Below are 25,331 nucleotides of genomic sequence, written 5' to 3'. Positions count from 1 at the left end.
CCCCGCCGGGAGTCAGTACGCCTCGACGATGCTGATCTCCTCCTCCGTCACCTCGCCGTCCACGATGCGGTACGAGCGGAACTGGAAGTCGCCGAGGCCGTCGGTGTCGGCGGTGGAGACGAGGACGTAGTGGGCGCCGGGCTCGTTGGCGTACGAGATGTCGGTCCGGGAGGGGTACGCCTCGGTCGCCGTGTGGGAGTGGTAGACGATCACCGGCTCCTCGTCGCGGTCGTCCATCTCCCGGTAGAGCTTCAGGAGGTCGCCGGAGTCGAACTCGTAGAACGTCGGGGACATCGCCGCGTTCAGCATCGGGATGAACCGCTCGGGGCGGTCCGAGCCCGCCGGGCCCGCGACGACGCCGCACGCCTCGTCGGGATGGTCCTTGCGCGCGTGGGCGACGATCTGGTCGACGAGGGCCTGGGTGATGGTCAGCATGGTCGCCAGGATAAGCAGAGGGCCGTCCCGTACCGAAGGCTGGTACGGGACGGCCCGGATGCCGGACGCCCTGAGCGGCTGCCGCAGGGGGGCGCCACGAGTGCTCCCCTGCGGCGGGCGTCCTGGAGGGGTTGGCCTTGGGTCAGCTCACCTTTTCCAGCGGTGCCGGCTCGCGGCGCTCGGCGACCTCGGGGTTGCGGTTCTTCAGGACCAGCCAGCCGACGCCCAGCGCGGCGGCCCAGCCGGCCATGACGTACAGGCAGACGCGGGAGTCGGCGTCGTACGCGATCAGGCCGGTGACGAAGAGGAGGAAGACGATCGCGATCCAGCTGCACTTCGCGCCGCCGGGGGCCGGGAAGGCGGAGGCCGGCAGGCGGCCCGCGTCGACCGCACGGCGGTAGCGGACGTGGCTGATCAGGATCATCAGCCAGGTCCAGATGCCGGCCGCGGTGGCGACGGAGGTGACGTAGCCGAACGCCTTCTCAGGGACGACGTAGTTGAGGATCACGCCGATGCCCATGAAGAGGACCGAGACGGTGATGCCGAGCGCCGGGGTCTTCGACGCGGACAGCCTGCGGAACACGGCCGGGGCCTCGCCGCTGTCGGCCAGGTTCCGCAGCATGCGGCCCGTGGAGTACATGCCGGAGTTGCAGGAGGACAGGGCGGCGGTGAGGACGACGAAGTTGACGATGCCGGCGCCCGCCGGGATGCCGATCTTCGCGAAGGCGGCCACGAAGGGGCTGACGCCCGGGGCGAACTCCGTCCACTTCACGACGCAGAGGATGACGGTGAGCGCGCCGACGTAGAAGAGGGCGATCCGCCAGGGAAGCGTGTTGATCGCCTTGGGGAGGGTCTTCTCCGGGTTCTCCGACTCGCCGGCGGTGACGCCGACCAGCTCGACCGCGAGGTAGGCGAACATGACGCCCTGAAGGGTCATCAGGGAGGAGCCGACGCCCTTGGGGAAGAAGCCGTCGAACTGGTAGAGGTTCGCGACCGAGGCGGTGTCACCGGCGGCGCTGAAGCCGAAGGTGAGGACGCCGAGACCGATCACGATCATGCCGATCAGGGCGGTGACCTTGACCATGGAGAACCAGAACTCCAGCTCTCCGAAGACCTTCACCGAGATCAGGTTGACCCCGAAGAGGATCACCAGGAAGACCAGCGCGGTCACCCACTGCGGGACGGACGGGAACCAGTAGTTCACGTAGATCGCCGCGGCGGTGAGCTCCGCCATGCCCGTCACGACCCACATCAGCCAGTACGTCCAGCCGGTGAAGTAGCCGAAGAACGGGCCGAGGAACTCGCGGGAGTACTCGGCGAAGGAGCCGGAGACCGGACGGTAGAGCAGGAGCTCGCCGAGGGCCCGCATGATGAAGAAGATGATGCCGCCGGCGAGGGCGTACATCAGGATGAGACTGGGACCGGCCTTGGCGATGTTCGCCCCGGCACCCAGGAAGAGCCCGACGCCGATGGCGCCGCCGATCGCGATCATCTGGACCTGGCGGCTGCCGAGCCCGCGCTCGTACCCCTCTTCGGAGGCTTCGGAGGTCCCGGAGGAGTTCCCCGACGTGTCGACCTGAGCGGAGGTCATGTGTGGTGTGCGCCTTTCTCCATGCCGACCCGGGCCTCTCGTCGGCCTCGGATCGGGTTTCGATCCCCCCGGATGATGGAGCGGTGCCTGACCGGCGGTTGGCCGGTTCGGTGGCGCACCCGGACGTACACATGGGTGGTGTTCGCCGGGCGGTCGTGAAGATTTATCACGGCCGCAACACTGATCACCGGGTTCCGCCGAGAGGGATTGTGGCGCACACCACTGGAAGAAGCGGACAAAGCGCGACCAAAAGTGCCATACCAGGCCGCAACGGTGACGGGATCGTTATCCGGATTTGAGCGTCCTCTGAGCGAACGCAAAATCTGGACGGATTACGGCATAAGGGTCGCGACCAGGGTCTCCTGGAGGCCGCCGAGCCACAGGTACGCCATCACCATCGGCTTGCGCGGGTCCTCGTCCGGGAGCCGGTAGAGCAGGTCCGTGTCGTCCTCGTCGGTGATGTCGAGGCGGGAGCCGATCGCGAGCCGCAGGTCGGTGAGGGCGCCGAGCCACTGCCGGGACTCCTCGGGCGTCAGCTTGAGGACCGCGTCGCCCTTCTCCTCCGGGACGAGGGCGTCCAGGGAGCGGATCACCGCGAGGGCGGTCTCCCGCTTGCCCGCCCTGAGGTCGTTCTCGGTGTAGCGGCGGAACTCGGCGGAGTGGGCCTGCCGCTCCTCCGCCTCCTCCGGGGTCTGCGGCAGCCGCTCCGGGTCGCAGTAGGCGTCCGGGAAGAGCCGGCGCAGCACCGGGTCGCTGGGCGCCTCGCTGGGCCCCTCGGCGAAGAGCTCGGCGAGCGGGTCGTCGGGGGCGTCCTCGGCGGGGCCGGGGCCGATGAGTTCCAGGAGCTGGACGGCCAGCGACCGGATGATGGAGATCTCGACGTCGTCGAGCGCGACGGCCGCGCCGCCGCCGGGGAGCGGTTCGAAGATTCCTGGCATGGAGGGGATTCGCTGCTTCCGGAGCTGTTCGAGGAGCCGATCGGGGGGGCTGATCGGGGGGCTGATCGGGGAGCCGGCCGGTGGGTCGAACGGCGGGTGTGGCTACTTCCGGTCCTGCTGGAGGGTCGCCCACAGGCCGTAGCCGTGCATCGCCTGCACGTCGCGTTCCATCTCCTCGCGACTGCCGCTGGAGACGACCGCCCGGCCCTTGTGGTGGACGTCCAGCATGAGCTTGGTGGCCTTGTCCTTGGGATAGCCGAAGTACGTCTGGAAGACGTACGTCACATAGCTCATGAGGTTGACGGGGTCGTTGTGCACGAGCGTGATCCACGGGACGTCCGGCTCGGGGACGGCGAAGGCCTCCTCCGCCGACTCGGTGCGTTCGATCTCTACGGGAGCGGGTGACGTCACAAGGCCCATGCTGCCACGGGCCCCTTAAATCGTCACACTGACACAAAGGGGTGTAGCATCTGTCGTCATGCTGCATACATCGGGGGGCGACCCCCGAACCCCCGGCCGACCTGGGGCACCCCCGAGAGACATAGCTAGGAGAGCTGTCGTGGATGTAGCGGACCTTGGGCTGCCGGTGGACGTCCCGTCGACGGCGCTCTTCACGGACCAGTACGAGCTGACGATGCTGCAGGCCGCCCTGAAGGCGGGTACGGCCGAGCGGCGGAGTGTCTTCGAGGTCTTCACCCGGCGACTGCCGGAGGGGCGCCGCTACGGCGTCGTGGGGGGCACCGGACGCGTCCTGGACGCGGTCGAGAACTTCCGCTTCGACAACGGCGTCCTCGGCTTCCTGGCGGAGCGGAAGATCGTCGACGGGCCGACCCTGGAGTGGCTCGCCGGCTACCGCTTCAGTGGCGACATCTGGGGCTACCCCGAGGGCGAGGTCTACTTCCCGGGCTCGCCGATCATGCGGGTGGAGGGCTCCTTCGCCGAGTGCGTGCTCCTGGAGACCGTGATCCTCTCCATCCTGAACCACGACTCGGCGATCGCGGCCGCCGCCTCCCGGATGTCCTCGGCCGCCGGGGATCGCCCGCTGATCGAGATGGGTGCCCGCCGCACCCACGAACTGGCCGCCGTCGCCGCCTCTCGCGCCGCCTACGTCGGGGGCTTCGCCACCACCTCCGACCTCGCGGCCGGCTTCCGCTACGGCATTCCGACGGTGGGGACGAGTGCCCACGCCTTCACCCTGCTGCACGACCACGAGCGCGACGCCTTCCGGGCCCAGGTCGACTCGCTGGGCCGGGGCACCACCCTGCTGGTCGACACCTACGACGTCGCCGAGGCGGTCCGGACGGCCGTGGAGGTGGCCGGGCCCGAGCTGGGCGCCGTCCGCATCGACTCCGGCGACCTGCTGCTGGTCGCCCACCGGGTGCGCCAGCAGCTGGACGAGCTCGGCGCCCGGAACACGCGGATCATCGTCACCTCCGACCTCGACGAGTACGCCATCGCCTCCCTGGCCGCCGCCCCCGTGGACGCGTACGGCGTCGGCACCCAGCTGGTGACCGGCTCCGGGCACCCCACCTGCTCCATGGTCTACAAGCTGGTCGCCCGCGCCGAGTCCGCCGACCCGAGGGCGCCGCTGGTGCCGGTCGCGAAGAAGTCGACGGGCGGCAAGACGTCCGTCGGCGGCCGCAAGTGGGCGGCGCGGCGGCTGGACGCCGACGGGGTGGCGGAGGCCGAGGTGGTCGGCATCGGCGACGTCCCGGCCGACCTGGTCGACCGGCAGCTCCTGGTCGAACTGGTGAAGTCCGGGGAGGTCGTCGCCCGCGAACCCCTGGACGCGGCCCGCACCCGGCACGCGGCGGCCCGTGCGAATCTGCCGCTCTCCGCGACCCAGCTGTCGCGCGGGGAACCGGTCATTCCGACGGAGTACGTGCAGGGGCGCTCGGGTAGCTAGAGCGAGTGCCCGCGTACGCGCCCCGCAAAGCCCCCTCCCCTACGCCCCCGTAAGTCTCTACGCTCATAGGTTCAGGCCGGGCCCGCACCCCTTCTTTCCGCGTCTCTCCCGTCGACGGACCCGATATCGAATGCGAAGGACACCGACCATGCGCCGCGCCTTGATCGTCGTCGATGTGCAGAACGACTTCTGCGAGGGGGGAAGCCTCGCGGTGGCAGGGGGCTCGGACGTGGCCGCCGCGATCACGGAGCTGATCGGGCAGGCGCCCGCCGGCTACCGCCACGTGGTGGCGACCCGCGACCACCACATCGCGCCGGGCGGCCACTTCGCCGACAACCCCGACTACGTCCGCAGCTGGCCGGCGCACTGTGTCGCCGGCACCGAGGGCGTGGGCTTCCATCCGAACTTCGCCCCGGCGGTCGCCTCCGGGGCGGTGGACGCGGTGTTCAGCAAGGGGGCGTACGCCGCGGCCTACAGCGGCTTCGAGGGCGTCGACGAGAACGGCGTCAAGCTGGCGGAGTGGCTGCGGGCCCGGAAGATCGACGAGGTGGACGTGGTGGGCATCGCGACCGACCACTGCGTGCGGGCCACCGCCCTGGACGCCGCGCGGGAGGGCTTCCGCACCCAGGTCCTCCTGGACCTCACGGCAGGCGTCGCGGAGGCGACGACGGAGCGCGCCCTGGAGGAGCTCCGCGAGGCGGGCGTGGAACTGACGGGCAAGCCGGTGGTCTGAGGGACCGGGGCCCTTCACCCTTTGCCCGCCCGGACCCGCCCGGACCTTTTCCGCCGGTCACATCGATTTCCGCCGCAGCGGCGCTCAGCCGCGACGGCGGATTCCGGCGGTGCCGGACCGGCCGGTGGGCACCTGCCGGCCGGTGGGGGCCGGTCGCGCCCACGCGGCGGAGCCGCACATCGATACAGCCCCGCGCCCCTGAGTCGGCCGCCCGGCCCGGCAACAATCCATCGCCTCGCCGGTCGCACCCACGCGGCGGAGCCGCACATCGATACAGCCCCGCGCCCCTGAGTCGGCCGCCCGGCCCGGTGTTGAAAAGTGCTGGTCAGGCCGCCGTTGGTCTTCGGAGGAGGGATCTGATCGGTCTCCAGAGTTCCAGGGCCGTGACACCGTTGTCAGGGGCGGTTCGCCATATCAGGCCGTCGGGGTGGTGGAGGACGGCGGTGATCTCGTCCGGGGTCGGCGGGGCGGCGTTGCCCCGCAGGTAGACGGCCCGCATGCCCAGGTTGCGGAGCCTCGTCAGGGCCCGGGCGCGGTTCTGGGCGTGGACCAGTACCCGGACGGCGGACGAGCCGTCCGCGGTGGCGGGGCTGGGTAGGTTCAGCGCCACCACCACCCTGCCGTTCGGCAGCTTGCAGAACCCTCCTGCGGCCATGCGGTCACACCCCCGTGTGCGTCGGTGTCAATAAGAAAGCCACAGGAGGCACCTAAACACGAGCGGCGGCGACCCGCCAAGGGGTCGCCGCCGATACGTGTCTGACCTGCAATGATGCGGATTACTTCACTGCGGGACCGACCTGGAGGGAGATCGTCGATCCGTCCCGGGCCTCCGTCACGATGTTGATCTTCGTGTTGGTGTCAGTGATCTTGACGCCGCCGGCCGGGTTCGAGGCGTCGTAGTAGTCGCTCTTGTGGTCGTTGAAGACCGACACCCCGGAGGACTGCCTGATCTTCGTCGCCACGTCCGCCTTGTGGAGGGTGATGCCGTCGCTCGCGTAGAGGCTGAACGGCGAGTCGTAGGCCTGGATGCGGTTGCGCATCAGCGTGCCGTCGGACCACTTCAGCGGCGTCGGGTGCGAGTCGATCGGGAGGATCAGACCGGTACCGGGGTGGACGCTGGTGTTGTCGTCCGCCTCGGAGAGGTCCCACTTCCAGATCAACAGGCCGTTCTGGTACGCGTAGTGCTCCACCCAGTCCGGACGGGTCGTCGAGAAGCCGAAGTTGTACGGGCCGACCTCGAGGGTCTTGTCGTACGACACGTACTGGCGGTTCTCCGCGATGTAGTACTGCGCGTAGTCCTTGGTGAAGGACGCGCCGATGCGGGAGAAGCCGGACGCGGTCCAAGCGGCGTCCGCCGACTCGGCGTTGTCGGAGAAGACCGTCGAGCCGTCCGCGGTCAGGGTGATCTCGTCGGCCGCGAAGCCCTTGAGGGCGACCCCGCCGTCGGTCTGGTAGCGGAAGCGCAGCTGGATCTTCTGGCCCGCGTAGGCGTCCAGCGGGTACGCCAGCTTGGTGTACGCGTCGACCGAACCGGTGAGCGCCGGCTTGTCGCTGCCGTCGCGCGGGATGGCGGCGCCGTTCACCGTGCCGTCCAGGGCGGTCCAGTTGGCGCCGCCGTCGGTGGAGACCTCGGTGTAGAGGTAGTCGTAGCCCGACTCGATGTCGAACCAGCCGTCGAGCGACAGCGTGGCCGACGACTTGCCGGTGAGGTCGACGTCACGGGTCAGCGTGTTCTTGAGGTTGTCGCCGCTGCCGCTCCACCACTGGGTCGAGCCCTCGGCCGGGGTGACGACGGTGGTGGTGACCGCCTTGTCGGGAAGCGAGACCACCAGGGCCTGCTTGTCCTTCGTGTTGTACTCGGCGACGCCCAGCTTGTGGCTGGACTTGGTGCCGGCCTTGGCCACGTCGTAGTTGAGCCAGCCGAGCTGCAGCTTGTCCCAGGCGTTCATGTCGCCCGGCAGGTCGCCGATCGCTTCCTTGCCGGTGCCCAGCCAGGAGCCGGAGGACATCAGGGTCCAGAAACCGGTGGAGTTCTCGCCGCCGTTGGTGTCGTACTCGTCCGGCAGGCCGAGGTCGTGGCCGTACTCGTGGGCGTAGACGCCGAGTCCGCCGTTCTCCGGCTGCATGGTGTAGTCGCCGACCCAGATGCCGGTGTCGCCGACCTGGGTGCCGCCGAGCTTGTTGTCCGCGGGGCCGGTGGCGCCGGCGTCGGTGCCGAAGGCGTACCAGCGGTGCGCCCAGATCGCGTCGGTGCCCTGGGCGCCGCCGCCCGCGGACTCGTCCTCGCCGGCGTGCACGATCTGGAAGTGGTCGACGTAGCCGTCGGGCTCGTTGAAGTTGCCGTCGCCGTCGTAGTCGTAGCGGTCCCACTGGTCGTACTGGGCGAGGTCGGCCTTGATGGCGGCGTCGGACTCGCCGGCCGCCTTCTGGCCGGCGACCCAGGAGGTCAGGCCGTCGCGCACCAGGTTCCAGACGCTGGAGCAGGTGGTCGAGCCGCAGGCGTTGTTGCCGTACCGCGCCTCGTTGTAGGGGACCTTGACCCAGTCGGTGACCTCACCGTCGACCGAGTAGCGGCCCGAGGACTGCTTCTCGTAGTACTTCTTCAGCGACTCGGTGTTCTTGCCGGTGCCGAAGTAGAGGTCCTGGAAGTGCTGCTGGTTGTAGTCCGCCTGCCACGCCGTGGAGTTGTCCTTGGTGCGGTCCGGCTGGGCTATCTGGTTGTGCAGCGGGCCGACCGTGCCGTTGTAGCGGGGGTCGGTCTGGTCGCCGAACTCCACCAGGATCGTGAAGATCTTGTCCGTCTTCTCGCGGCCGAGTTCGACGTACTTGCTGTCGCCCTTCTTGCCCTTGAGCTGGACGACCTGGGAACCGTCGCGGTCCTTGACCTGGGCCTTGCCGGATATGACCTGGTCGAGGGCCTCCTGGCGCTGGGCCTCCTGGGTCTTGCTCAGGGGGCCGTCGAGGTCGTGCTCCTCCTGCTTCGTCGACGGGTCGTGCCGGTCGACGGTGCTGGTGGTCGCCGCCGGGGCCGCGGCCTCCGCGACCGCGAAGGTGGCGAAGCCCACGGAGGCGGTAGCGAGCGTCACGCCGACGGCGAGTGCTCTGAACGTCCAGGGTCTGCTGGTCACTTGAGTTCCTCCCCCGCGCCGCGCGCACGGCAAGGGGGACCGGGTGATGGTTTGGGGGTCCGTGCGCGCACGTTCAACGCGTCGATTCAAGTGACGATATTTGACTACTGGTTTACGAGAAAAGACAGACCTTGACTCGGACAGTTCAACTGCACTATGCGGAGCGGAAGTTCGCTTTACGGACGCCGGGCACGGAGGTACCCCGGAAGGGTCTCGCCCAACCGGCGCGCATATGCCTCCGGTTGCCGTACGCCATGCGACCGTGCGCCCCCTGTGCACCGGTACCGTGGGTTAGGTCACGCTTACCGGCCGTTCCTCTCGGGCATGCACGCGAATAGAGTCGAACGGTGGAACGCCCGGAAGCCGGTGGAAACCAAGGCCGGTTCCCCGTCTCACCCCCATATCTCCCGAGGACACGATTGCCATGCCTCGTCCGACCCCGGCACAGCTCGTCTACGGTTCCTGCACCGTGATCTGCTCGACGCTCGCCATGCTGCTGCTGTCACAGACGAGTTCGGGCATCGGGATCGCGGTCATCGCGCTCGCCGCGCTCGGTCTGGGACTGCTGGTCGCCATGACGATCCCGCTCCCTCGGCCGCGTACGGTCGCACAGTCCGTGCCCGCCCCGACCCCCCTGCCCGAGGTGCGGATCCCCGTGCACCGGGAGACCGTGGCCGCCGCCACGGCCGAGCCCGTCCGGGAGCCCACCGCGCCCTGACGTACGCACACGAGTGAAGTCGGCGGGTCCGTGAGACTGACGGACCCGCCGACTGCTTGTGCGCCCCCCTGTTGCACGCCCCCTTGCACCGCCCCCGCTACGTGCTCGTGCTGACCACGACCGTCTTCGCGGCCTTGTCGTGCAACCCCTGTTTGTACGGCTTGTCGAAGAAGCTCCAACCGCCGCAGATCACGGTCCAGATGCAGGCGCAGCAGAAGGCGAACGGCACCCACAGCACCAGGGCGCGCAGCAGCGAGGTCTGGGTGGTGGGCGTGGCGCCGTCGGCCAGGTTGGCGACCCGCATACCGAGCCACTTCATGCCCAGGGTCTGCCCGGACTTGGCGATCAGCAGGGTGTCGTAGGCGACGAACAGGACGGCGGCGACGAGCGACTGGGCGAACGACCGCCCTGCCGAGATCCTGTCCCCGTCCATCTGGTACTCGCTCACCCCGAACGCCCAGGTGAGCAACGCGACCACGATGCCCACCAGGATCATGTCGATGATCCGCGCGAGGGTGCGCTTGCCGCTGTCGGCGAGCGGCGGCATCCCGGCGAGCGGATCGTCGGGATAACCGCCGGCTCCGCCGCCGCCTCCATAAGGCCCGCCGCCTCCGTAGGGACCACCGCCCCCGTGGGCGTCGCCGCCCGCTCCGTAGGGGCCGCCGCCGTAGGAGGGGGGCGGGGGCTGCGAGCCGCCGTACGGGGTGTCGTACGGCGAGCCCGCCCCCTGGCCCTCGCTCTGGCCCCCGCTCTGGCCCCCGTTCCGGCCCGGCGGGGGCTGCTTCCGGAACGGATCGTCCTCCGGCGGCTCTCCGGAGCCGGGGGGCGGGGGCGGTTCGGTGCTCATGGCCCGAGTGGACCGCGAACCCGCCGGGCCCGCATCCGGCGAGCGGCCGTACGGGGTACGGCCGCTCCGAACAGGCCGGGTGGTAGCGCCCCGAAGGGGCGCGGGGCCGAGTCGATATGCGGCTCTGCCGCGTGAGCGCGACCAGCCACAACGGCGCCACAGACGAACGACGGCACATCGCGGCGCCACCAGCGAAGCGCTCAGCCGGCGACGAAGGTGTGCGCCGCCTTGTCGTGCCAGCACTGGTGCCAGGGCCGGTCGAACAGGCACCAGGCGACGCCGACGATCCCGATGCCGAGCAGTCCGGGCACGGTGTACACCAGCCAGCGGCGCAGCGCGGCGCCGAAGGTCGGCGGCTCGTGACCCTCGATGTCCCGCACCTCCAGGCCGAACAGCTTCTTGCCGAGCGTGCGGCCCCACCTGGCGGTGGGCAGCACCTCGTAGAGGACGCCGACGACGAGCAGGACGGCGAGCACGATCCCGAGGTACAGGCCGGTGGTGCCGTCGAGCAGCCAGACGGTCTCGGTACGGCCGGAGAGCTTGGCCGCGTCGATCTTGTCCTGCACATGGGCGGCGGCCTTGGTCCCGAACGGTACGGCGGCGGCCGCGGTCACCGCGCCGACGACCAGGCTGTCGACGAGCCGTGCGGCGAACCGTTTGCCGAGCCCGGCGGGCCGGGCCGCCGCCTGTCGCCGCGCGGCCGCCTGGAAGACGTCCTCCACCGGCGGCTTCCAGGGAGCGACCTGCGGGTCACCGGCGAGCTGGTGCACCTGCTGCGCCCAGGAGGACTGCCCGCCACCGGCGCCGGAGGCCATCGGGGTGGCGGGGCCGGGGGCAGGGGCCATCGGGGACCGGGGCGCGGCGGACTGCTGGGGCGGGACGGCGGGGGCGACGGCCTGGGGGGCGGGCTGCGCGGGGGCGGCGGGCTGGGCCTGGGCCGCGGCGGCGCGGGCGGCGGCCGCCTTTCCGGCGCCGAAACCGGGGCGCGCGCTGCCGCCGGCGCCGGGGGCACCGACCGGCCCCTGGGCGGCGTGGCCGGGGCCGCCGGCCGCACCGGACCCGGGGCCGGGCGTGCCCTCGTCCCGGATCGGCCGGAACGTCATCGTGCCGTCGTCCAGGGGCGGCTGGGTGGCCGGCGGGGTCCCCGCCGGGCCGACCGTCGGCCTGCGGAAGATGAACGTGCCGCCGGAGTCGACGTCCCCCTGGTCCGCCGGCGGGATCGTCGCCGTGCCGTCGGTGCGGGAGGACCGGCCGTCCGGCTGGGCCGGGGAGCCCGCCGCCCGCGGGTCGCTGCCCCAGGCACCCCCGGCGGCCGCCCAGCCGGCGGCGGCCCCCGGCTGCGGGTCCTCGTCGAAGAAGTGCGGGCCGGTCTCCTCGACCGCCGAGGCCGCCGAGGCCGCGGGTGCCGCCGGAGCGGCGGGGACGGCGGGCGCCGCGGGGTGGGACCCGGGCGGCGCGACGAGGGGTTCGCCGTCCGACGGGGCCGGGCGGCTGGTGCCCGGCACCCACGCGGCGCCGTTCCAGTAACGGACGTAGCCGGGGATGGACGGGTCCGGGTAGTAGCCCTCGCGGGGCCGTTCGTCACCGGGTGCCGGGGTTGGGGCGGTCATGTCCGTCATCCCGTATCTGCTCGGGGGTCATGTGGGAGCCTCCACATCTATCAGACCCGGGTGCCCGTCACCGCCAGTCCCGCAGGACCCGCCCCTTTCCGGGCAGCCCTGTGCACCCGCTTCACCGCATCCGAAAAAAACTTCCCGGAACCCGCGTAATGCTCGCGGCCCCAGCCGCTCTCCACTCGTACGGGCCCACCCGCAGGCGCCCGCACGACCGACCGAGAGAGGAAACGGACGTCATGCATCACACCGTGGTGGAACGCGAACTGGAGCTGCGGCTCATCCTGTCCCCCGAGCGGAGCATCCCGGTCCCGGCCCGGCTGACCTACCGCTCCGACGACCCGTACGCCGTCCACGTCAGCTTCCACATCAACTCCGAGTTCCCGGTCCACTGGACCTTCGCCCGCGACCTGCTCGTGGAGGGGGTGTTCCGGCCGTGCGGGCACGGGGACGTGCGGGTGTGGCCGACGAAGTCGGAGGGCCGCAGCGTCGTGCTGATGGCGCTGAGTTCACCCGACGGTGACGCCCTGCTCGAGGCCCCGATCCCCCAGGTGTCCGCCTGGCTGGAGCGGACGCTGCGGGTGGTGCCCCCGGGGACTGAGGGCGGGCAGCTGGGGATCGACGAGGCGCTCGACCAGCTGCTCGCCCAGTGAGGGCCCCGCGGCGGAAGCCGTGGGGGAGCTGCGTGGAGACCACAGGGGATCAGAACAGCTTGCCGGGGTTGAGGATGCCCAGCGGGTCGAAGACGTGCTTCACGGCCCGCTGCATCTCCACGCCCACCGGCCCGATCTCGCGGGCCAGCCACTCCTTCTTCAGGACGCCGACGCCGTGTTCGCCGGTGATGGTGCCGCCGAGTTCCAGACCGAGGCCCATGATCTCGTCGAAGGACTCGCGGGCCCGGCGGCACTCGTCGGGGTCCTGTGCGTCGAAGCAGACCGTGGGGTGGGTGTTGCCGTCGCCCGCGTGGGCGACGACCCCGATGGTCAGCCCGTGCTTCTCCGCGATCCGCTCCACGCCCTCGATCATGTCGCCGAGCCGGGAGCGGGGCACGCACACGTCGTCGATCATCGTGGTGCCCTTGACAGCCTCCAGGGCGACGAGCGAGGACCGGCGGGCCTGGAGGAGGAGTTCGGACTCGGCGGCGTCGTCGGCGGGGACCACCTGGGTGGCGCCCGCGGCCTCGCAGAGCGCGCCGACGGCGGCCAGGTCGGCGGCGGGGTCCGGGGTGTCGAAGGCGGCGAGCAGCAGGGCCTCGGTGGACTCCGGCAGACCCATCCGGGTGAGTTCGTTGACCGCCTTCACGGTCGTACGGTCCATCAGTTCGAGCAGGGACGGCACATGGCCGCCTGCCATGATCCGGCACACCGCGTCGCAGGCGGCGGCCGCGGAGGCGAACTCGGCGGCCAGCACCAGCTGCTGCGGCGGCTTGGGCTTCAGCGCGAGCACGGCCCGTACGACGATGCCGAGCGAGCCCTCGGAGCCGACGAACAGCCGGGTGAGGTCGTAGCCGGCGACGCCCTTCGCCGTACGGCGGCCGGTGGACATCAGCCGCCCGTCCGCGAGGACGACGTCCAGACCGAGCACGTACTCGGCGGTCACCCCGTACTTCACGCAGCACAGGCCGCCCGAGGCGGTGCCGATGTTGCCGCCGATCGTGCACATCTCCCAGCTGGAGGGGTCCGGCGGGTAGTAGAGGCCGTGTTCCTCGACCGCGCGGGAGAACGTCGCGTTGACGACGCCGGGCTCGACGACCGCGATGCGGTCCACCGGCGAGATCTCCAGCACCCGGTCCATCTTCGTCAGGGACAGCACGATGCAGCCGTCGGTGGCGTTGGCGGCGCCGGACAGGCCGGTGCGGGCGCCCTGCGGGACGACCGGGACGCGCAGTTCGGTGGCGACGCGCATGACGTGCTGGACGTGTTCCACGGTGCGGGGCAGCACGACGACGGCCGGGGTGCCGGCCGGACAGAAGCTCGCCATGTCGTTGGCGTAGGAGGCGGTCACGTCGGGGTCGACGAGAACCGCGTCGGCCGGCAGACCCGCGAGGAGCCGGTCGGTGAGGTTGCTGGTGGCCTCGTCCCGAGGCGCTTCGATACGGCTCATGATCACAGCGTCGCACCCGGGGCCATCGGTGTGAACCCCAGAGGTGCCCTCCTTGGGCCGCACGGATGCGCTGGTCGTATTGACGCACAGTGTGCGTCATGTGCGCGCTGGATAACCGACCGTCCCCACCGGCCACCTCACTGCTCCTCGAACCGGCGCCGCCGCGCCGCCGCCGTGGCCGGGTACTGCGGCGACTGCTGGTCGTGGCGCTGGCGGGCGGGGTGGCGGCGGGCGGCACGCTGATGCTGTGGCCGCGCGAGCCGCACCGGGCCGCACCGGGCCCCGCCGCCGGGCCGCGGGCCCAGGCGGCCGCGCGGGCGGCGGCCCTGGCCGCGGCGCAGACGGCCGTCGTCAACGGCCTGCCCGCCGCGCTGCCCGACCTCACGACGCTCATCGGCGCCCGCGAAGCACGCGTGAAGGAGCAGCCGAGGGACGCGCAGGCCTGGGCCGTGCTCGGGGCCGCGTACATCGAGCGGGCGCGCCGGAGCGCCGACACGGGCGACTACCCCCGGGCCGAGCGCGCGCTGCAGACCTCCCTCAAGGTGGCCGGGAAGAGCAACACCGAGGCGCTGAGCGGACTGGCGGTCCTGGCCGTGGCGCGCCGGGACTTCCCGCAGGCCAAGCAGTTCGGCGAGGAGGCGCTGAAGACGGCGCCGAAGCGGTGGTCGGCGTACCCGGTGCTGATCGACGCGTACAACGGGCTCGGCGACTACAAGGCGGCCCGGTCCACGCTGGACAAGCTGATGGCGCTGAAGGCCGGGGCGGACGTGAGGCCGGCGGTGATGGCGCGGGCCTCGGCGGTGTACCGGGACCGGGGCTGGCGCGAGGACGCGGCGGCCCAGGTGACCGACGCGGCGGCGGCCGCCCGGACCCCCGCCGAGCAGGCCGCGTATCTCTGCCAGGCCGGGCAGCTGGCCTGGGAGCGGGGTGACCGGGAGGACGCGCTGCGGCACTTCACCGCGGCCGTACGCCTGGACCCCGACCAGTCGGCCGCGCGCGCCGGGCAGGGGCGGGCGCTGGCCGCGCTGGGCCGGGCGCAGGAGGCGCTGACCGCGTACCAGGGGTCGCTGGCGCACCGGCCGACTCCCCAGGTCGCCCTGGAACTGGGCGAGTTGTACGAGTCGCTGGGCATGGGCCGGCAGGCGGAGTCGCAGTACACGCTGCTGCGGAAGCAGGTGCAGCAGGAGCTGGCGGCCGGGGTCGACGACGATCTGGTGATCGGGCAGTACGAGGCGGACCACGGGGACGTCCAGGAGGCGGTGCAGCGGCTGACGGCCGAGTGGGAGCGCCAGCCGGGCATCGAGGTCGCCGACGCCCTCGGCTGGGCACTGCACCGGGCCGGCGACGACAAGGAGGCGCTGCGGTACGCCTCGGTCGCGACGGACTCGACGAAGGGCGGCGGGGTCCGCAGCGCGCTGTACGCCTTCCACCGGGGCATGATCGAGCGCGACCTGGACCTGGAGGCCCCGGCCCGCCGCCACCTCCAGGACGCCCTGCGGACCAACCCGTACTTCTCCCCGCTCCAGACCCCGGCGGCCCGCGCCACCCTCACCGCCCTCGGCGACCAGCCACCCAACGAGGAGCTGCCGCAGTAGGGCGGCGCAGGTGGGGGTGGGGGTGGGGGTGGGTCACAGGTTGCCGCGGCGGTCCTGTTCCCGCTCGATCGCCTCGAACAGGGCCTTGAAGTTGCCCTTGCCGAAGCCCATCGAGCCGTGGCGTTCGATGATCTCGAAGAAGACCGTCGGCCGGTCCTGGACCGGCTTGGTGAAGATCTGGAGCAGGTAGCCGTCCTCGTCCCGGTCGGCGAGGATCCTCAGCTCGCGCAGGGTGTCCAGCGGCACCCGGGTGTCGCCGACCCACTCGCCGAGGGTGTCGTAGTAGGTGTCCGGGGTGTTCAGGAACTCGACGCCGGCCGCGCGCATGGTCCGTACCGTCTCGACGATGTCGTTCGTGTTGAGCGCGATGTGCTGGACGCCGGCCCCGCCGTAGAACTCCAGGTACTCGTCGATCTGGGACTTCTTCTTGGCGATCGCGGGCTCGTTGATCGGGAACTTGACCTTGAGGGTGCCGTCGGCGACCACCTTCGACATCAGCGCGCTGTACTCGGTGGCGATGTCGTCGCCCACGAACTCCTTCATGTTCGTGAAGCCCATGACCTGGTGGTAGAACTCGACCCAGTCGTTCATCCGGCCGAGTTCGACGTTGCCGACGCAGTGGTCGACGGCCTGGAAGGTGCGCCGGGCGGGGGGTTCGACGATCGGGTTCGCGGCGACGAACCCCGGGAGGTACGGGCCGTCGTAGCCGGTCCGCTCCACGAGGGTGTGCCGGGTCTCGCCGTACGTGGCGATCGCCGCCAGCACCACCGTGCCGTACTCGTCCTTCAGCTCGTACGGCTCGGCCACCGACCGCGCGCCGTGCTCGACGGCGTAGGCGTACGCGGCGCGGGCGTCCGGGACCTCGATGGAGAGGTCGACGACCCCGTCGCCGTGCTCGGCCACATGGCGGGAGAGGAAGTGGCCCCACTCGGTGTCCGGGCGGATGACGGAGGTGAGGACGAACCGGGCCGAGCCGTTCTCCAGGACGTAGCTCGCGGTCTCGCGGCTGCCGTTCTCCGGTCCGGAGTACGCGACCAGCCGCATGCCGAAGGCGGTGGAGTAGTAGTGCGCCGCCTGCTTGGCGTTGCCCACGGCGAAGACGACCGCGTCCATCCCCCTGACCGGGAAGGGGTCGTCCTGCCGGGCGGTCGCAGCGGGAGTGTGGTGTGTGGTCTGCGTCATGTCCGAAGGGTGAACCGGGCCCGCAAGGTGCGCAATAGATAGCGTTTCTCCTGGGCAATATGTTCAGCAGTACGGCCGTAGCGGCCGACTTTCTGTACAGGGTGACCACCCATGGAGGCGGGCATGACGATCGATCGTCTGGACGGGCGGATCCTGGTGCTGCTGGCCCGGGAGCCGCGCATCGGGGTCCTGGAGATGTCCCGTCGGCTGGGGGTGGCCCGGGGGACCGTGCAGGCGCGGCTGGACCGGCTCCGGTCGAGCGGGGTGATCCAGGGATTCGGCCCCCAGGTCGATCCGGCGGCCCTCGGCTACCCGGTCACCGCGTTCGCCACCCTGCAGATCCGGCAGGGCCAGGGTCCGGACGTGCGGGCGCACCTGGCGACCGTGCCGGAGGTGCTGGAACTGCACACCACCACCGGCACCGGCGACATGCAGTGCCGCCTGGTGGCCCGCTCCAACGCCGACCTCCAGCGGGTGATCGACCGGGTGGTCGGATTCGAGGGCATCGTCCGGGCCTCCACGGCGATCGTCATGGAGAACCCCGTTCCGCTGCGGATCATCCCGCTGGTGGAACAGGCCGCGGCGGACAGCGAAGGGACGACCTGACCGGCACGCGAGTTCCAAAGAAGTCGATGCAAAAGAGGTGTTGCAAAGGAGCCTTTGCATAGCTATCTTTGTACACATGACGGAGCACGAGGAACGCAAACCGCGCCGGCTGGACGCCCGCTCCCTGCGGGGGCTCGCCCATCCGCTGCGGATGCAGCTGCTGGACGCCCTGCGGCAGTACGGTCCCGCCACCGCGTCCCAACTGGCCGAGCGGCTGGGCGAGTCCAGCGGCGCGACCAGCTACCACCTGCGCCAGCTCGCCGAACACGGCTTCGTCGAGGACGCCCCGGAGCGCGGCAAGGGCCGCGAGCGCTGGTGGCAGGCCGCGGACCAGGGCATCACCTACGACAGCGCGGACTTCGAGGACGCGAGTCCCGAGATACGGGGACTGACGGAGGTGTTCCTGCAGGAGGCCGCCGCGCGTCACAGCCGCGAGCTGGCCGCCTGGCTCGGCACCCGTGACCGGTGGTCCCCGGCCTGGACCCGCTCCTCGGACATGAGCGACATGGGTCTGCGGCTCACCCCCGACCTGGCCTTCGAACTGATCGAGAAGATGCACGCCCTGGTCGACGACTACCGGGACCGGGTCCCCGACAAGGACACCCCGGAGTCACAGCAAGTGCGCGTCCACACGCACCTCTTCCCCATCGAGACGGACTGAGAGGCACACCATGTACACGCAGGCCCAGCTCGCCCGGCACCACATGACGGAACTGCACGCCCAGGCGGAGAACCACCGGCTGGCGAAGAAGACCAAGCCGGAGCGGGAACTCCGCGAGCGCATCGGCTGGACGCTGGTGGAAGTCGGCCTGCGCCTGGCATCGCCCGCCCCGGCAATCGCCCGGTAAGGGACACCACTCAGCGCCCCGCAAGCTCAGCGCCCCTTTAGGGGCGCGGGGAACTGCGCGAGCAACCCCCACGCACCCGCACCCGAAACTCAACAGCTGGGGACCTTCTCCCCCTTCTCCAACGCGACCAGGTCGGACACGGCCCCCTTCAGTGTCGTGACCGGCACCAGCCGCAACCCCTTCGGCAGCTCCCCCTTGGCATCGGCGCACTCGTCCTTCGGCACGAGGAAGACGGTCGCCCCGTCCCTGCGCGCGGCCTGCGTCTTCAGCCCGACCCCGCCCACGGCGCCCACCGTGCCGTCCGCGGCGATGGTCCCCGTACCGGCGATCTTCTTCCCCCCGGTGAGGTCTCCCCCGCTGCCGTTCCCGTCCAGCTTGTCGATGATCCCGAGCGAGAACAGCAACCCCGCGCTCGGCCCGCCCACATCCGCCAGCTTCAGGGTTACCTTGACCTTGCTCGCGCTCAGGTCGAGGTACTTCAGCGCCGCCTGGGCCGCGGCGTCCTGCGACTGCTCCATCTGCTCGGTGTTGTGCTGCTCGATCTCCTTGACGCTGTTGCCGCTCGGGTAGACCGAGTCGCGCGGCATGACCGCCCGGTCCGTCCGGAACCAGCTGCCGATCACGTCACCGAGCGAGACCCGCGCGTCCGGCCCGGTCGCCTCGATCGTCGTCATCCGCAACTGGCCGCTGGTCGTGCGGACGGGCGCCCCGGAGACGGTGATCACCGGGGTGCCCTTGTTGTCACCGAGGACGTTCGCCGTCATCCCGGGCTGGGCCACCGAGAACGGCAGCGGCGCGAAGACGGCCGTACCGATCAGGGCCACGACGGGAACCGCACAGACGGCGATGGCCTGGAGACGCGTGAGACGTGAGAGCACGGAGTCAATCTAACGCGGCGACCTGTTCAGGCCACCGCCCGACCACCACCCGACCGCCACCCGACCATCGGCCGCCCGACCACCGGCCGCCCGGCCGTCACGCGACCGCCGCCCGGTCAGCGCCCGAGCAGCTCGCGGCGCCCGCGGGTGAACCGGCGCAGCGCGTCCGGCAGCGGCTCGATCCCGATCCCGGGGCCCGTGGGCACCGGGAGGTGCCCGTCCTCCAGCACGAACGGTTCGGTGATGTCCTCCGCGAAGTACCGGCCCGACGCCGAGGTGTCGCCCGGCAGCGTGAACCCCGGCAGCGCCGCGAGCGCCAGGTTGGGCGCCCGCCCGATCCCGGTCTCCAGCATGCCGCCGCACCACACCGGCACCCCGTGGGCGCGGGCCACGTCGTGGATCCGGCGGGCCTCCAGATAGCCGCCGACCCGTGCGGGCTTGACGTTCACCACCCGGCACGCGTCCATGGCGATCGCGGCAGCCGTGTCCCGCGCGCCGTGCAGGGACTCGTCGAGACAGACCGGTGTCGCGATCCGGCGCTGCAGCTGGGCGTGGCCGTGCAGGTTGTCCTCCTCCAGCGGCTCCTCGATCAGCAGCAGCCCGAACTCGTCGAGCCGCCGCAGGTGCTCCGCGTCGGCGAGGCCGTACGCCGTGTTCGCGTCGACCTGGAGCGGCAGCGCGTCCCCGAACCGCTCGCGCACCGCCCGTACCGGTTCGACGTCCCAGCCGGGCTCGATCTTCAGCTTGATCCGGACGTACCCCTCGGCCAGGTACCGCTCGACGTCGTCCAGCAGCTCGCCGACCGAGTCCTTGATGCCGACCGAGACACCCGCCGGCACCCGGTCCCGCACCGAACCCAGGAACACGGACAGCGGCATCCCGTAGGTCCGCAGCTCCGCGTCCAGCACCGCCGTCTCCAGCGTGGCCTTCGCCAGCTCGTGCCCCTTGACCTTCGCCGTCGCCGGGCCGACCGCGGCGGCGGTGAGGTCCCGCAGCGCCGCCACCCGCGGCACCAGGAAGTCGCGCAGCACGATCTCCGCGCCGGCCACGAACTCCGAGCAGTACAGCGGCTCGGGATCGGCGGCGAACTCCGACCAGCCCTCGGCGGTGTCGGTGACGACGTGGAGCAGGAAGGTGTCCTTCGTCGTCATGGTCCCGAAGGACGTACGGAAGGGCGTGACCAGCGGGATCGCCACCTGTACGAGTTCGACGCGCTCCAGCTTCACGCCGTCGCCCCCGTCGTGCGGGCGAGCGTGTACCAGCCGTCGCGGGACATCCCCACGGCCCGGAAACCCTCGGCGAAGGCCGCCGTGAACACCTCGCGGACGGCGTACCGCCAGCGCAGGGCGAGCGCCGGGTCCGCGGCCCGCAGCCGTACGACGTCCTCCGGCACCCGGCACCACACGGCCCGGTCGCCGGGGTCGCGGCGGGCGAGGACCTCGCCGTCGGGGCCGCGGTGGCTGGCCGGGGCGTCGTGGCGGTCGTACCCGGTGGCGGGCGGCACGGTGGGGTCCGCCGTCAGGTCCCAGGTCACCGTCAGCCGGTCGCTCTCGTCGCCGTCGTTCACGCCGTCGGCCATCGGGCCGTAGAAGTCGACGAGGTACTCGGTGCCGGTGGCGCCCAGCTTGACCAGGTTGAAGCGCGCGTTGCGGCCGACCAGCGGGTCGAAGGTCCAGCGCATGGTGCGGGCGCCGAGGCTCAGGGCCCAGTCGCGCTGGGCCCGCTTCACGGCGTGTCCGAGGCCCTGGTCGGCGGCGGCGACGAGGGAGTAGGTGTCACGGTCCGGGCCGAACACGGCGACGGCCGCCCCGGCCAGCCGCGTGCCGTCGTAGGCGGCGTGCACGGCGCCGCCCGCGTGGACCAGGCTGTGCAGGACCTCGGCCGGGTAGGGCGGGGCGGTGCGGGGCGTCTGCCAGACGTCGCTGAAGTAGCCGGTGACGGCCGCGAGCCCGGCGACGTCGTGGACGGTTCGGATGCTGACTCCGGTCACGGTCAGGGTCATGATCCGAGTCTCGGAGCCGGCCCCTTCCCGTGCGTTGTGCGGACGGACAAGGAATGCATATCTTGATGAGGAGATCGGCCAAGATCGGCCAAGCACCCGCTTCCCCGCTTCCCTGCTTCCCCGCTTCCCTGCTTCCCTGAGGACTCCCATGGACGCCTGCACCCTCGGCGACCTGCTCGACGTCGTCGGCGGTCCCTCCGTCCGGCTGCACACGGCCCCCGCCGGGCTGACCGTGCCGGTGACCGAGGCGCTGCTGTACGACGCCCACGCCCCGCTGCCCCGGCGGCCCGGGGCGCTGCTGCTGGCGGTCGGGGTGCGCGCGGCGGCGGCCGGGCCGCTGGTGCGGGCGGCGGCCGAGGCGGGGCTGACCGGGGTCGTGGTGCGGGGTGCGGACGGGCCGGTCGGGGAGGCGGAGACGCACGGGGTCGCGCTGCTGTCGGTCGACGAGGACGCCGCCTGGCACCACGTGCACCTGCTGCTGGCCTCGGCGATCGGCGCCCGCCCGGCGGCCCCCGGGAGCGGCCTCGGCGACCTGTTCGCGCTGGCGGACGCGATCGCGGCGGGCGTCGGCGGGGCCACCGCCATCGAGGACCCCCGGCAGCGGATCCTCGCCTACTCCACCGTCGCCGGCCAGCCGGTCGACGAGGACCGCCGGCAGGGCATCCTGGGCCTCCAGGTGCCGCCCAGCGCCGAGAACACCGAGCAGTACCGGACCCTGTTCGCGGCCGAACGGCCGGTCAGGCTCCCGGCGTTGCGGGACGCCGACCTGCCCCGGCTGGCGATGGCGGTGCGGGCCGGCGGCGAGACGCTCGGCTCGGTCTGGGTGGTCGACGGCGGTGCGCTGGCGCCGGACGCCGAGGAGACCCTCGCGCAGGGCGCCGCCACCGCCGCCCTGCTCCTGCTGCGCGCCCGCGCGGCGCAGGAACTGGCCCGTCACCAGAGCGGCGACCTGCTGCGCCGGCTCCTCGACGGCACGGCGGACGCCCCGGCCGCCGCGGCCCGCCTGGGGGTGGAGGGCGAGGTACGGGTGGCCGCGTTCGCGCTCGACACCGCCACGAACGTGCCGGACGCCGAACGCACCGCGCTGCGCCTGCTGGACGTCGTACGGCTGCAGTGCGAGGCGCGCTACGGGCGGCAGGCGTGTGTGCTGGCCGACGGGGTGGTGTACGCGCTGCTGCCCGGCCCGGGGGCCCGGCACCGGCCGCTGGCCGAGGACATCGTGCGACGGGCCGGGCAGGCGCTGCGGGTACCGGTGCGGGCGGGGCTGGGCGAGCTGATCCCGGACGTGGGCGGGGTGGCCGCCTCCCGGGCGGACGCGGACCTGGTGCTGCGGGTGCTGGACGCGCGGTCGCCGGTGGCCACGGTGGACGAGGTGCGCCCCCGGGTCACCCTGCTCCGGCTGGCCGAAGTGCTCGGCGAGCGGCGGGAGTTGACTGCGGGGGCCTGGCAGCGGGTGCTGGCGTACGACGCCGGTCACGGCACCGAGTACGCCCGCACCCTGGTCTGCTGGTTCGACGCGGGCTGCGACATGGCGGGCGCGGCCGAGCTGCTGGCCGTCCACCCCAACACCTGCCGCTACCGGCTGCGCCAGGTCCGGCAGCACGTCGGGATCGACCTGGACGATCCCGACGAACGGCTGGTGCTGTGGCTGCAGTTGCGGGTGCTGGCCGGGCTCAGCGCAGCAGCCACGCCCTGAGGTTCCGCTCGCAGGCGCGCAGTTGCCCGACCGGCACGTACTCCCCCGCCGTGTGCGCGAGGGAAGGGTCCCCGGGGCCGTAGTTGAGGGCGGGCACGTCGAGGGCCGCGAACCGGGCCACGTCGGTCCAGCCCAACTTGGGCCGGGGCGCGGCCCCGAGCGCCTCGACGAGCCCGGCGACCCGGTCGAGCCGGGGCGGCGCGCCGGCGACGACCTCGGTGACCCGGACCTCGTACTCCGGGAACAGCCCTCGTACGTACGCCTCCGCGTCCGCCGTCGAACGGCTGGGCGCAAAGCGGTAGTTGACGCTGACGACGCACTCGTCCGGTACGACGTTCCCGGCGACCCCGGCCCGCACGGCGACCGCGCTCAGCCCCTCCCGGTACTCCAGCCCGTCGATCACGATCCGCTCCGCGGTGTGGTCGTCGAGCCGCTGGAGCACCCGGGCGGCCCGGTGGGCGGCGTTGACGCCCTGCCAGGCGCGGGCGGTGTGCGCCCGCCGCCCGCGCACGACGACGTCGGCGCTCAGGAACCCCTGGCAGCCGGCCTCCACCCCGGCGTCGGAGGGCTCCATGAGGACGGCGAGGTCGGCGGCGAGGAGGTCGGGGCCGAGGAGACCGAGTCCGTTGCGCTCGCCCCCGACCTCCTCGCACTCGTAGAGGACGAAGGTGAGGTCGACGGCCGGTTCCGGAACGGTGGCGGCCAGCCGCAGGGCGACGGCCACCCCGCCCTTCATGTCACAGGCGCCGAGGCCGTGCACGCATTCGTCGGCGAGCCGGGCGGGCAGGTTGCCGGCGGCCGGGACGGTGTCCAGGTGACCGGCGATCAGGACCCGCCGGTCCCGGCCGAGGGCGGTGCGGGCGACCACGGTGTTGCCGACCCGTTCGACCTTGAGGTGCCCGAGGCCGCGCAGGGCGTGCTCCACCGCGTCCGCGATCCGGGCCTCCGCCCCGCTCTCGGAGGGGAGGTCGACGAGGGCCCGGGTGAGGTCGACGACGTCGGCGGTGAGGTCGAGGGCGTCGGCGGTGAGGTCGAGGGCGGTCATGCGGGGCTGTCCTGCGGGGCGGTGGCCCGGGCGAGCCGGGAGTGGCGGATGCCGTAGCAGCCGTAGATGACGAGGCCGACGGCCATCCAGACCCCGAAGGCGATCCAGGTGTCGGCGCCGAGGCTGAACAGCAGGTAGCCGCAGAAGCCGATGCCGAGGACGGGGACGACCGGGGAGAACGGCACCCGGAAGGAGCGGGGCGTCTCCGGGCTGCGCCGTCGCAGGATCACCACGGCCAGGTTGACCAGCATGAACGCGAAGAGGGTGCCGATGCTGGTGGCGTCGGCGAGGCTGCCGAGCGGCACCAGGGCGGCGAGGACGGCGATGAAGGAGGAGACGATCACGGTGTTGGCGCGGGGCACCCCGGTGCGCGGGTGGACCTTGGCGAACAGCGGCGGCACGAGCCCGTCGCGGGACATCGCGTACAGGATCCGGATCTGTCCGTACTGCACGGTGAGGACGACGCTGGTGGTGGCGACCACGGCACCGACGGAGAGCAGGATCGGCCACAGGTCGCCGCCGCCGACCGCCCGTACGAGCACCTCGCTGAGCGTCGCCTCGGTCCCCGCGAACTGCTTCCACGGCATCGCGCCGAGCGCGGCGACGGCCACCAGGACGTACAGGGCCGTGACGAGGACGAGGGAGAGGATGATCGCCCGCGGCAGGTCGCGCTGCGGATTGCGGGCCTCCTCCCCCGCGGTGCTCGCGGCGTCGAACCCGATGTAGGAGAAGAAGAGCGAGGCGGCCCCCGCGCTCATCCCGGCGGCGCCGAGCGGGAAGAGCGGCTGGAAGTTGCCGGCGTGGAAGGCGGTGAAGGCGACCGCGCAGAACATCACGAGGGCCGCGATCTTCACGCCGACCATGACGACGTTGGCGACGGCGCTCTCCTTGGCCCCGCGCAGCAGGACGACCATCGCGAGGACGACGATGAGCGCGGCCGGGACGTTGAGCGTGCCGCCGGCGCCGGGCGGGGCGCTGAGCGAGTCCGGCAGGGTGACGCCGAAGACGAGGTCGAGCAGTTCGTTGACGTACTGCCCCCAGCCGACGGCGACGGCGGCCACCGACACGCCGTACTCCAGGATCAGACACCACCCGCACACCCAGGCGACGAGTTCGCCGAGGGTGGCGTAGGCGTAGCTGTACGACGACCCCGAACCGGGGATCATGCCGGCCAGCTCGGCGTACGACAGGGCCGAGAACAGGGCGGTGACGCCGGCCAGCACGAAGGAGACGACGATCGCCGGGCCGGCCTCGGGCACGGCCTGCCCGAGCACGACGAAGATGCCGGTGCCGAGGGTCGCACCGACGCTCAGCAGGGTGAGCTGCGTGACCCCCATGGTCCGCTTCAACGGACTCGCGTCCGCCTCGCCGACCAGGGCGCCGACGGACTGCCGCCGGGTGAGCCGGCCTGCGGTGCCGACTTGCCGCCGGGGCCGTGTCTCCACTGTCTCCACTGTGCCGTTCCCT

General features: G+C 71.8%; 24 protein-coding genes. 9 read left to right on the top strand and 15 right to left on the bottom strand.

The window, feature by feature from the left end:
- Window positions 1–12 precede the first annotated feature (12 nt).
- The 4 genes from ACFWPQ_RS07335 to clpS form a co-directional block, all read right to left on the bottom strand.
- Window positions 13–435 (bottom strand): Mov34/MPN/PAD-1 family protein, encoded by a 423-nt coding sequence (locus ACFWPQ_RS07335; protein ID WP_384030869.1) that lies wholly within the window; start codon window positions 433–435, stop codon window positions 13–15.
- A gap of 142 nt (window positions 436–577) precedes the next feature.
- Complete coding sequence (locus ACFWPQ_RS07330; protein ID WP_384030867.1) at window positions 578–2,026, bottom strand: amino acid permease; 1,449 nt, start codon at window positions 2,024–2,026, stop codon at window positions 578–580.
- Window positions 2,027–2,358: 332 nt separating this feature from the next.
- A complete protein-coding gene (locus tag ACFWPQ_RS07325; protein ID WP_361288320.1) occupies window positions 2,359–2,964 on the bottom strand; it encodes a DUF2017 domain-containing protein in 606 nt (201 codons plus the stop codon).
- Between the two features lie 102 nt (window positions 2,965–3,066).
- Window positions 3,067–3,384: an ATP-dependent Clp protease adapter ClpS gene (gene clpS / locus ACFWPQ_RS07320; RefSeq protein ID WP_217545442.1), complete on the bottom strand. Its 318-nt coding sequence runs from the start codon at window positions 3,382–3,384 to the stop codon at window positions 3,067–3,069.
- 139 nt (window positions 3,385–3,523) lie between these two features.
- On the opposite strand from clpS, the gene ACFWPQ_RS07315 reads away from it, so the two are divergent.
- Together ACFWPQ_RS07315 and ACFWPQ_RS07310 are read left to right on the top strand one after the other, a co-directional pair.
- On the top strand, window positions 3,524–4,870 hold the full coding sequence (locus tag ACFWPQ_RS07315; protein WP_384030865.1) for a nicotinate phosphoribosyltransferase: 1,347 nt from the start codon (window positions 3,524–3,526) through the stop codon (window positions 4,868–4,870).
- A 148-nt stretch (window positions 4,871–5,018) separates the two neighbouring features.
- Window positions 5,019–5,603: a nicotinamidase gene (locus ACFWPQ_RS07310; RefSeq protein WP_089106660.1), complete on the top strand. Its 585-nt coding sequence runs from the start codon at window positions 5,019–5,021 to the stop codon at window positions 5,601–5,603.
- A gap of 325 nt (window positions 5,604–5,928) precedes the next feature.
- Here the strand turns inward: ACFWPQ_RS07310 and ACFWPQ_RS07305 are convergent, their stop codons facing one another.
- Together ACFWPQ_RS07305 and ACFWPQ_RS07300 are read right to left on the bottom strand one after the other, a co-directional pair.
- Window positions 5,929–6,258 carry a hypothetical protein gene (locus tag ACFWPQ_RS07305; RefSeq protein WP_361288328.1) on the bottom strand — a complete coding sequence of 110 codons (330 nt, stop codon included), beginning with the start codon at window positions 6,256–6,258 and terminating at the stop codon, window positions 5,929–5,931.
- 121 nt (window positions 6,259–6,379) lie between these two features.
- The gene (locus ACFWPQ_RS07300; protein ID WP_384030862.1) at window positions 6,380–8,731 is read right to left on the bottom strand and encodes an immune inhibitor A domain-containing protein; all 2,352 of its coding nucleotides are present in this window, start codon (window positions 8,729–8,731) and stop codon (window positions 6,380–6,382) included.
- A 424-nt stretch (window positions 8,732–9,155) separates the two neighbouring features.
- Here ACFWPQ_RS07300 and ACFWPQ_RS07295 point away from each other — a divergent pair, with 424 nt between their 5' ends.
- The gene (locus ACFWPQ_RS07295) at window positions 9,156–9,449 is read left to right on the top strand and encodes a hypothetical protein (protein ID WP_361288337.1); all 294 of its coding nucleotides are present in this window, start codon (window positions 9,156–9,158) and stop codon (window positions 9,447–9,449) included.
- A 97-nt stretch (window positions 9,450–9,546) separates the two neighbouring features.
- Here the strand turns inward: ACFWPQ_RS07295 and ACFWPQ_RS07290 are convergent, their stop codons facing one another.
- Both ACFWPQ_RS07290 and ACFWPQ_RS07285 read right to left on the bottom strand, forming a co-directional pair.
- A complete protein-coding gene (locus ACFWPQ_RS07290; RefSeq protein WP_384030860.1) occupies window positions 9,547–10,296 on the bottom strand; it encodes an RDD family protein in 750 nt (249 codons plus the stop codon).
- 200 nt (window positions 10,297–10,496) lie between these two features.
- Complete coding sequence (locus tag ACFWPQ_RS07285) at window positions 10,497–11,906, bottom strand: RDD family protein (RefSeq protein ID WP_384030858.1); 1,410 nt, start codon at window positions 11,904–11,906, stop codon at window positions 10,497–10,499.
- A 242-nt stretch (window positions 11,907–12,148) separates the two neighbouring features.
- Between ACFWPQ_RS07285 and ACFWPQ_RS07280 the strand changes: the two genes are divergently transcribed.
- Entirely contained in the window at window positions 12,149–12,562 is a 414-nt protein-coding gene (locus ACFWPQ_RS07280) for an SsgA family sporulation/cell division regulator (protein WP_361288346.1), read from the top strand.
- A 49-nt stretch (window positions 12,563–12,611) separates the two neighbouring features.
- On the opposite strand, the gene ACFWPQ_RS07275 is transcribed toward ACFWPQ_RS07280, so the two are convergent.
- Window positions 12,612–14,018 carry an FAD-binding oxidoreductase gene (locus ACFWPQ_RS07275; RefSeq protein ID WP_384030856.1) on the bottom strand — a complete coding sequence of 469 codons (1,407 nt, stop codon included), beginning with the start codon at window positions 14,016–14,018 and terminating at the stop codon, window positions 12,612–12,614.
- Between the two features lie 92 nt (window positions 14,019–14,110).
- On the opposite strand from ACFWPQ_RS07275, the gene ACFWPQ_RS07270 reads away from it, so the two are divergent.
- Window positions 14,111–15,607 carry a tetratricopeptide repeat protein gene (locus ACFWPQ_RS07270; protein WP_384030854.1) on the top strand — a complete coding sequence of 499 codons (1,497 nt, stop codon included), beginning with the start codon at window positions 14,111–14,113 and terminating at the stop codon, window positions 15,605–15,607.
- A gap of 33 nt (window positions 15,608–15,640) precedes the next feature.
- Here the strand turns inward: ACFWPQ_RS07270 and hppD are convergent, their stop codons facing one another.
- On the bottom strand, window positions 15,641–16,789 hold the full coding sequence (gene hppD / locus ACFWPQ_RS07265; RefSeq protein WP_384030852.1) for a 4-hydroxyphenylpyruvate dioxygenase: 1,149 nt from the start codon (window positions 16,787–16,789) through the stop codon (window positions 15,641–15,643).
- A gap of 123 nt (window positions 16,790–16,912) precedes the next feature.
- Here hppD and ACFWPQ_RS07260 point away from each other — a divergent pair, with 123 nt between their 5' ends.
- The 3 genes from ACFWPQ_RS07260 to ACFWPQ_RS07250 all read left to right on the top strand — a co-directional run bounded on the left by ACFWPQ_RS07260 (window position 16,913) and on the right by ACFWPQ_RS07250 (window position 18,243).
- Window positions 16,913–17,395 carry an Lrp/AsnC family transcriptional regulator gene (locus ACFWPQ_RS07260; protein ID WP_384030851.1) on the top strand — a complete coding sequence of 161 codons (483 nt, stop codon included), beginning with the start codon at window positions 16,913–16,915 and terminating at the stop codon, window positions 17,393–17,395.
- 76 nt (window positions 17,396–17,471) lie between these two features.
- Complete coding sequence (locus ACFWPQ_RS07255) at window positions 17,472–18,056, top strand: ArsR/SmtB family transcription factor (protein ID WP_384030849.1); 585 nt, start codon at window positions 17,472–17,474, stop codon at window positions 18,054–18,056.
- Window positions 18,057–18,066: 10 nt separating this feature from the next.
- On the top strand, window positions 18,067–18,243 hold the full coding sequence (locus ACFWPQ_RS07250) for a hypothetical protein (protein ID WP_384030847.1): 177 nt from the start codon (window positions 18,067–18,069) through the stop codon (window positions 18,241–18,243).
- Between the two features lie 89 nt (window positions 18,244–18,332).
- Here the strand turns inward: ACFWPQ_RS07250 and ACFWPQ_RS07245 are convergent, their stop codons facing one another.
- The 3 genes from ACFWPQ_RS07245 to ACFWPQ_RS07235 all read right to left on the bottom strand — a co-directional run bounded on the left by ACFWPQ_RS07245 (window position 18,333) and on the right by ACFWPQ_RS07235 (window position 21,123).
- Window positions 18,333–19,121: a S16 family serine protease gene (locus ACFWPQ_RS07245; RefSeq protein WP_384030845.1), complete on the bottom strand. Its 789-nt coding sequence runs from the start codon at window positions 19,119–19,121 to the stop codon at window positions 18,333–18,335.
- 116 nt (window positions 19,122–19,237) lie between these two features.
- The gene (gene menC / locus ACFWPQ_RS07240) at window positions 19,238–20,347 is read right to left on the bottom strand and encodes an o-succinylbenzoate synthase (protein WP_384030843.1); all 1,110 of its coding nucleotides are present in this window, start codon (window positions 20,345–20,347) and stop codon (window positions 19,238–19,240) included.
- Window positions 20,344–21,123, bottom strand: coding sequence for a chorismate synthase (locus ACFWPQ_RS07235; protein ID WP_384030841.1), 780 nt, complete (start codon window positions 21,121–21,123; stop codon window positions 20,344–20,346). The genes menC and ACFWPQ_RS07235 overlap by 4 nt, the downstream gene beginning before the upstream one ends.
- A 148-nt stretch (window positions 21,124–21,271) precedes the next feature.
- Here ACFWPQ_RS07235 and ACFWPQ_RS07230 point away from each other — a divergent pair, with 148 nt between their 5' ends.
- Entirely contained in the window at window positions 21,272–22,819 is a 1,548-nt protein-coding gene (locus tag ACFWPQ_RS07230; RefSeq protein ID WP_384030840.1) for a PucR family transcriptional regulator, read from the top strand.
- On the opposite strand, the gene dapE is transcribed toward ACFWPQ_RS07230, so the two are convergent.
- Both dapE and ACFWPQ_RS07220 read right to left on the bottom strand, forming a co-directional pair.
- Window positions 22,797–23,864 (bottom strand): succinyl-diaminopimelate desuccinylase, encoded by a 1,068-nt coding sequence (dapE, locus tag ACFWPQ_RS07225; RefSeq protein WP_384030838.1) that lies wholly within the window; start codon window positions 23,862–23,864, stop codon window positions 22,797–22,799. The genes ACFWPQ_RS07230 and dapE overlap by 23 nt on opposite strands.
- Window positions 23,861–25,309 (bottom strand): amino acid permease, encoded by a 1,449-nt coding sequence (locus ACFWPQ_RS07220; protein ID WP_384030836.1) that lies wholly within the window; start codon window positions 25,307–25,309, stop codon window positions 23,861–23,863. Before ACFWPQ_RS07220 ends, dapE begins: the two co-directional genes overlap by 4 nt.
- Between the last annotated feature and the right edge of the window lie 22 nt (window positions 25,310–25,331).

The organism is Streptomyces sp. NPDC058464, assembly GCF_042721035.1.
Taxonomy (GTDB): Bacteria; Actinomycetota; Actinomycetes; order Streptomycetales; family Streptomycetaceae; genus Streptomyces.
This window is presented reverse-complemented; position numbering and strand designations above follow the sequence as displayed.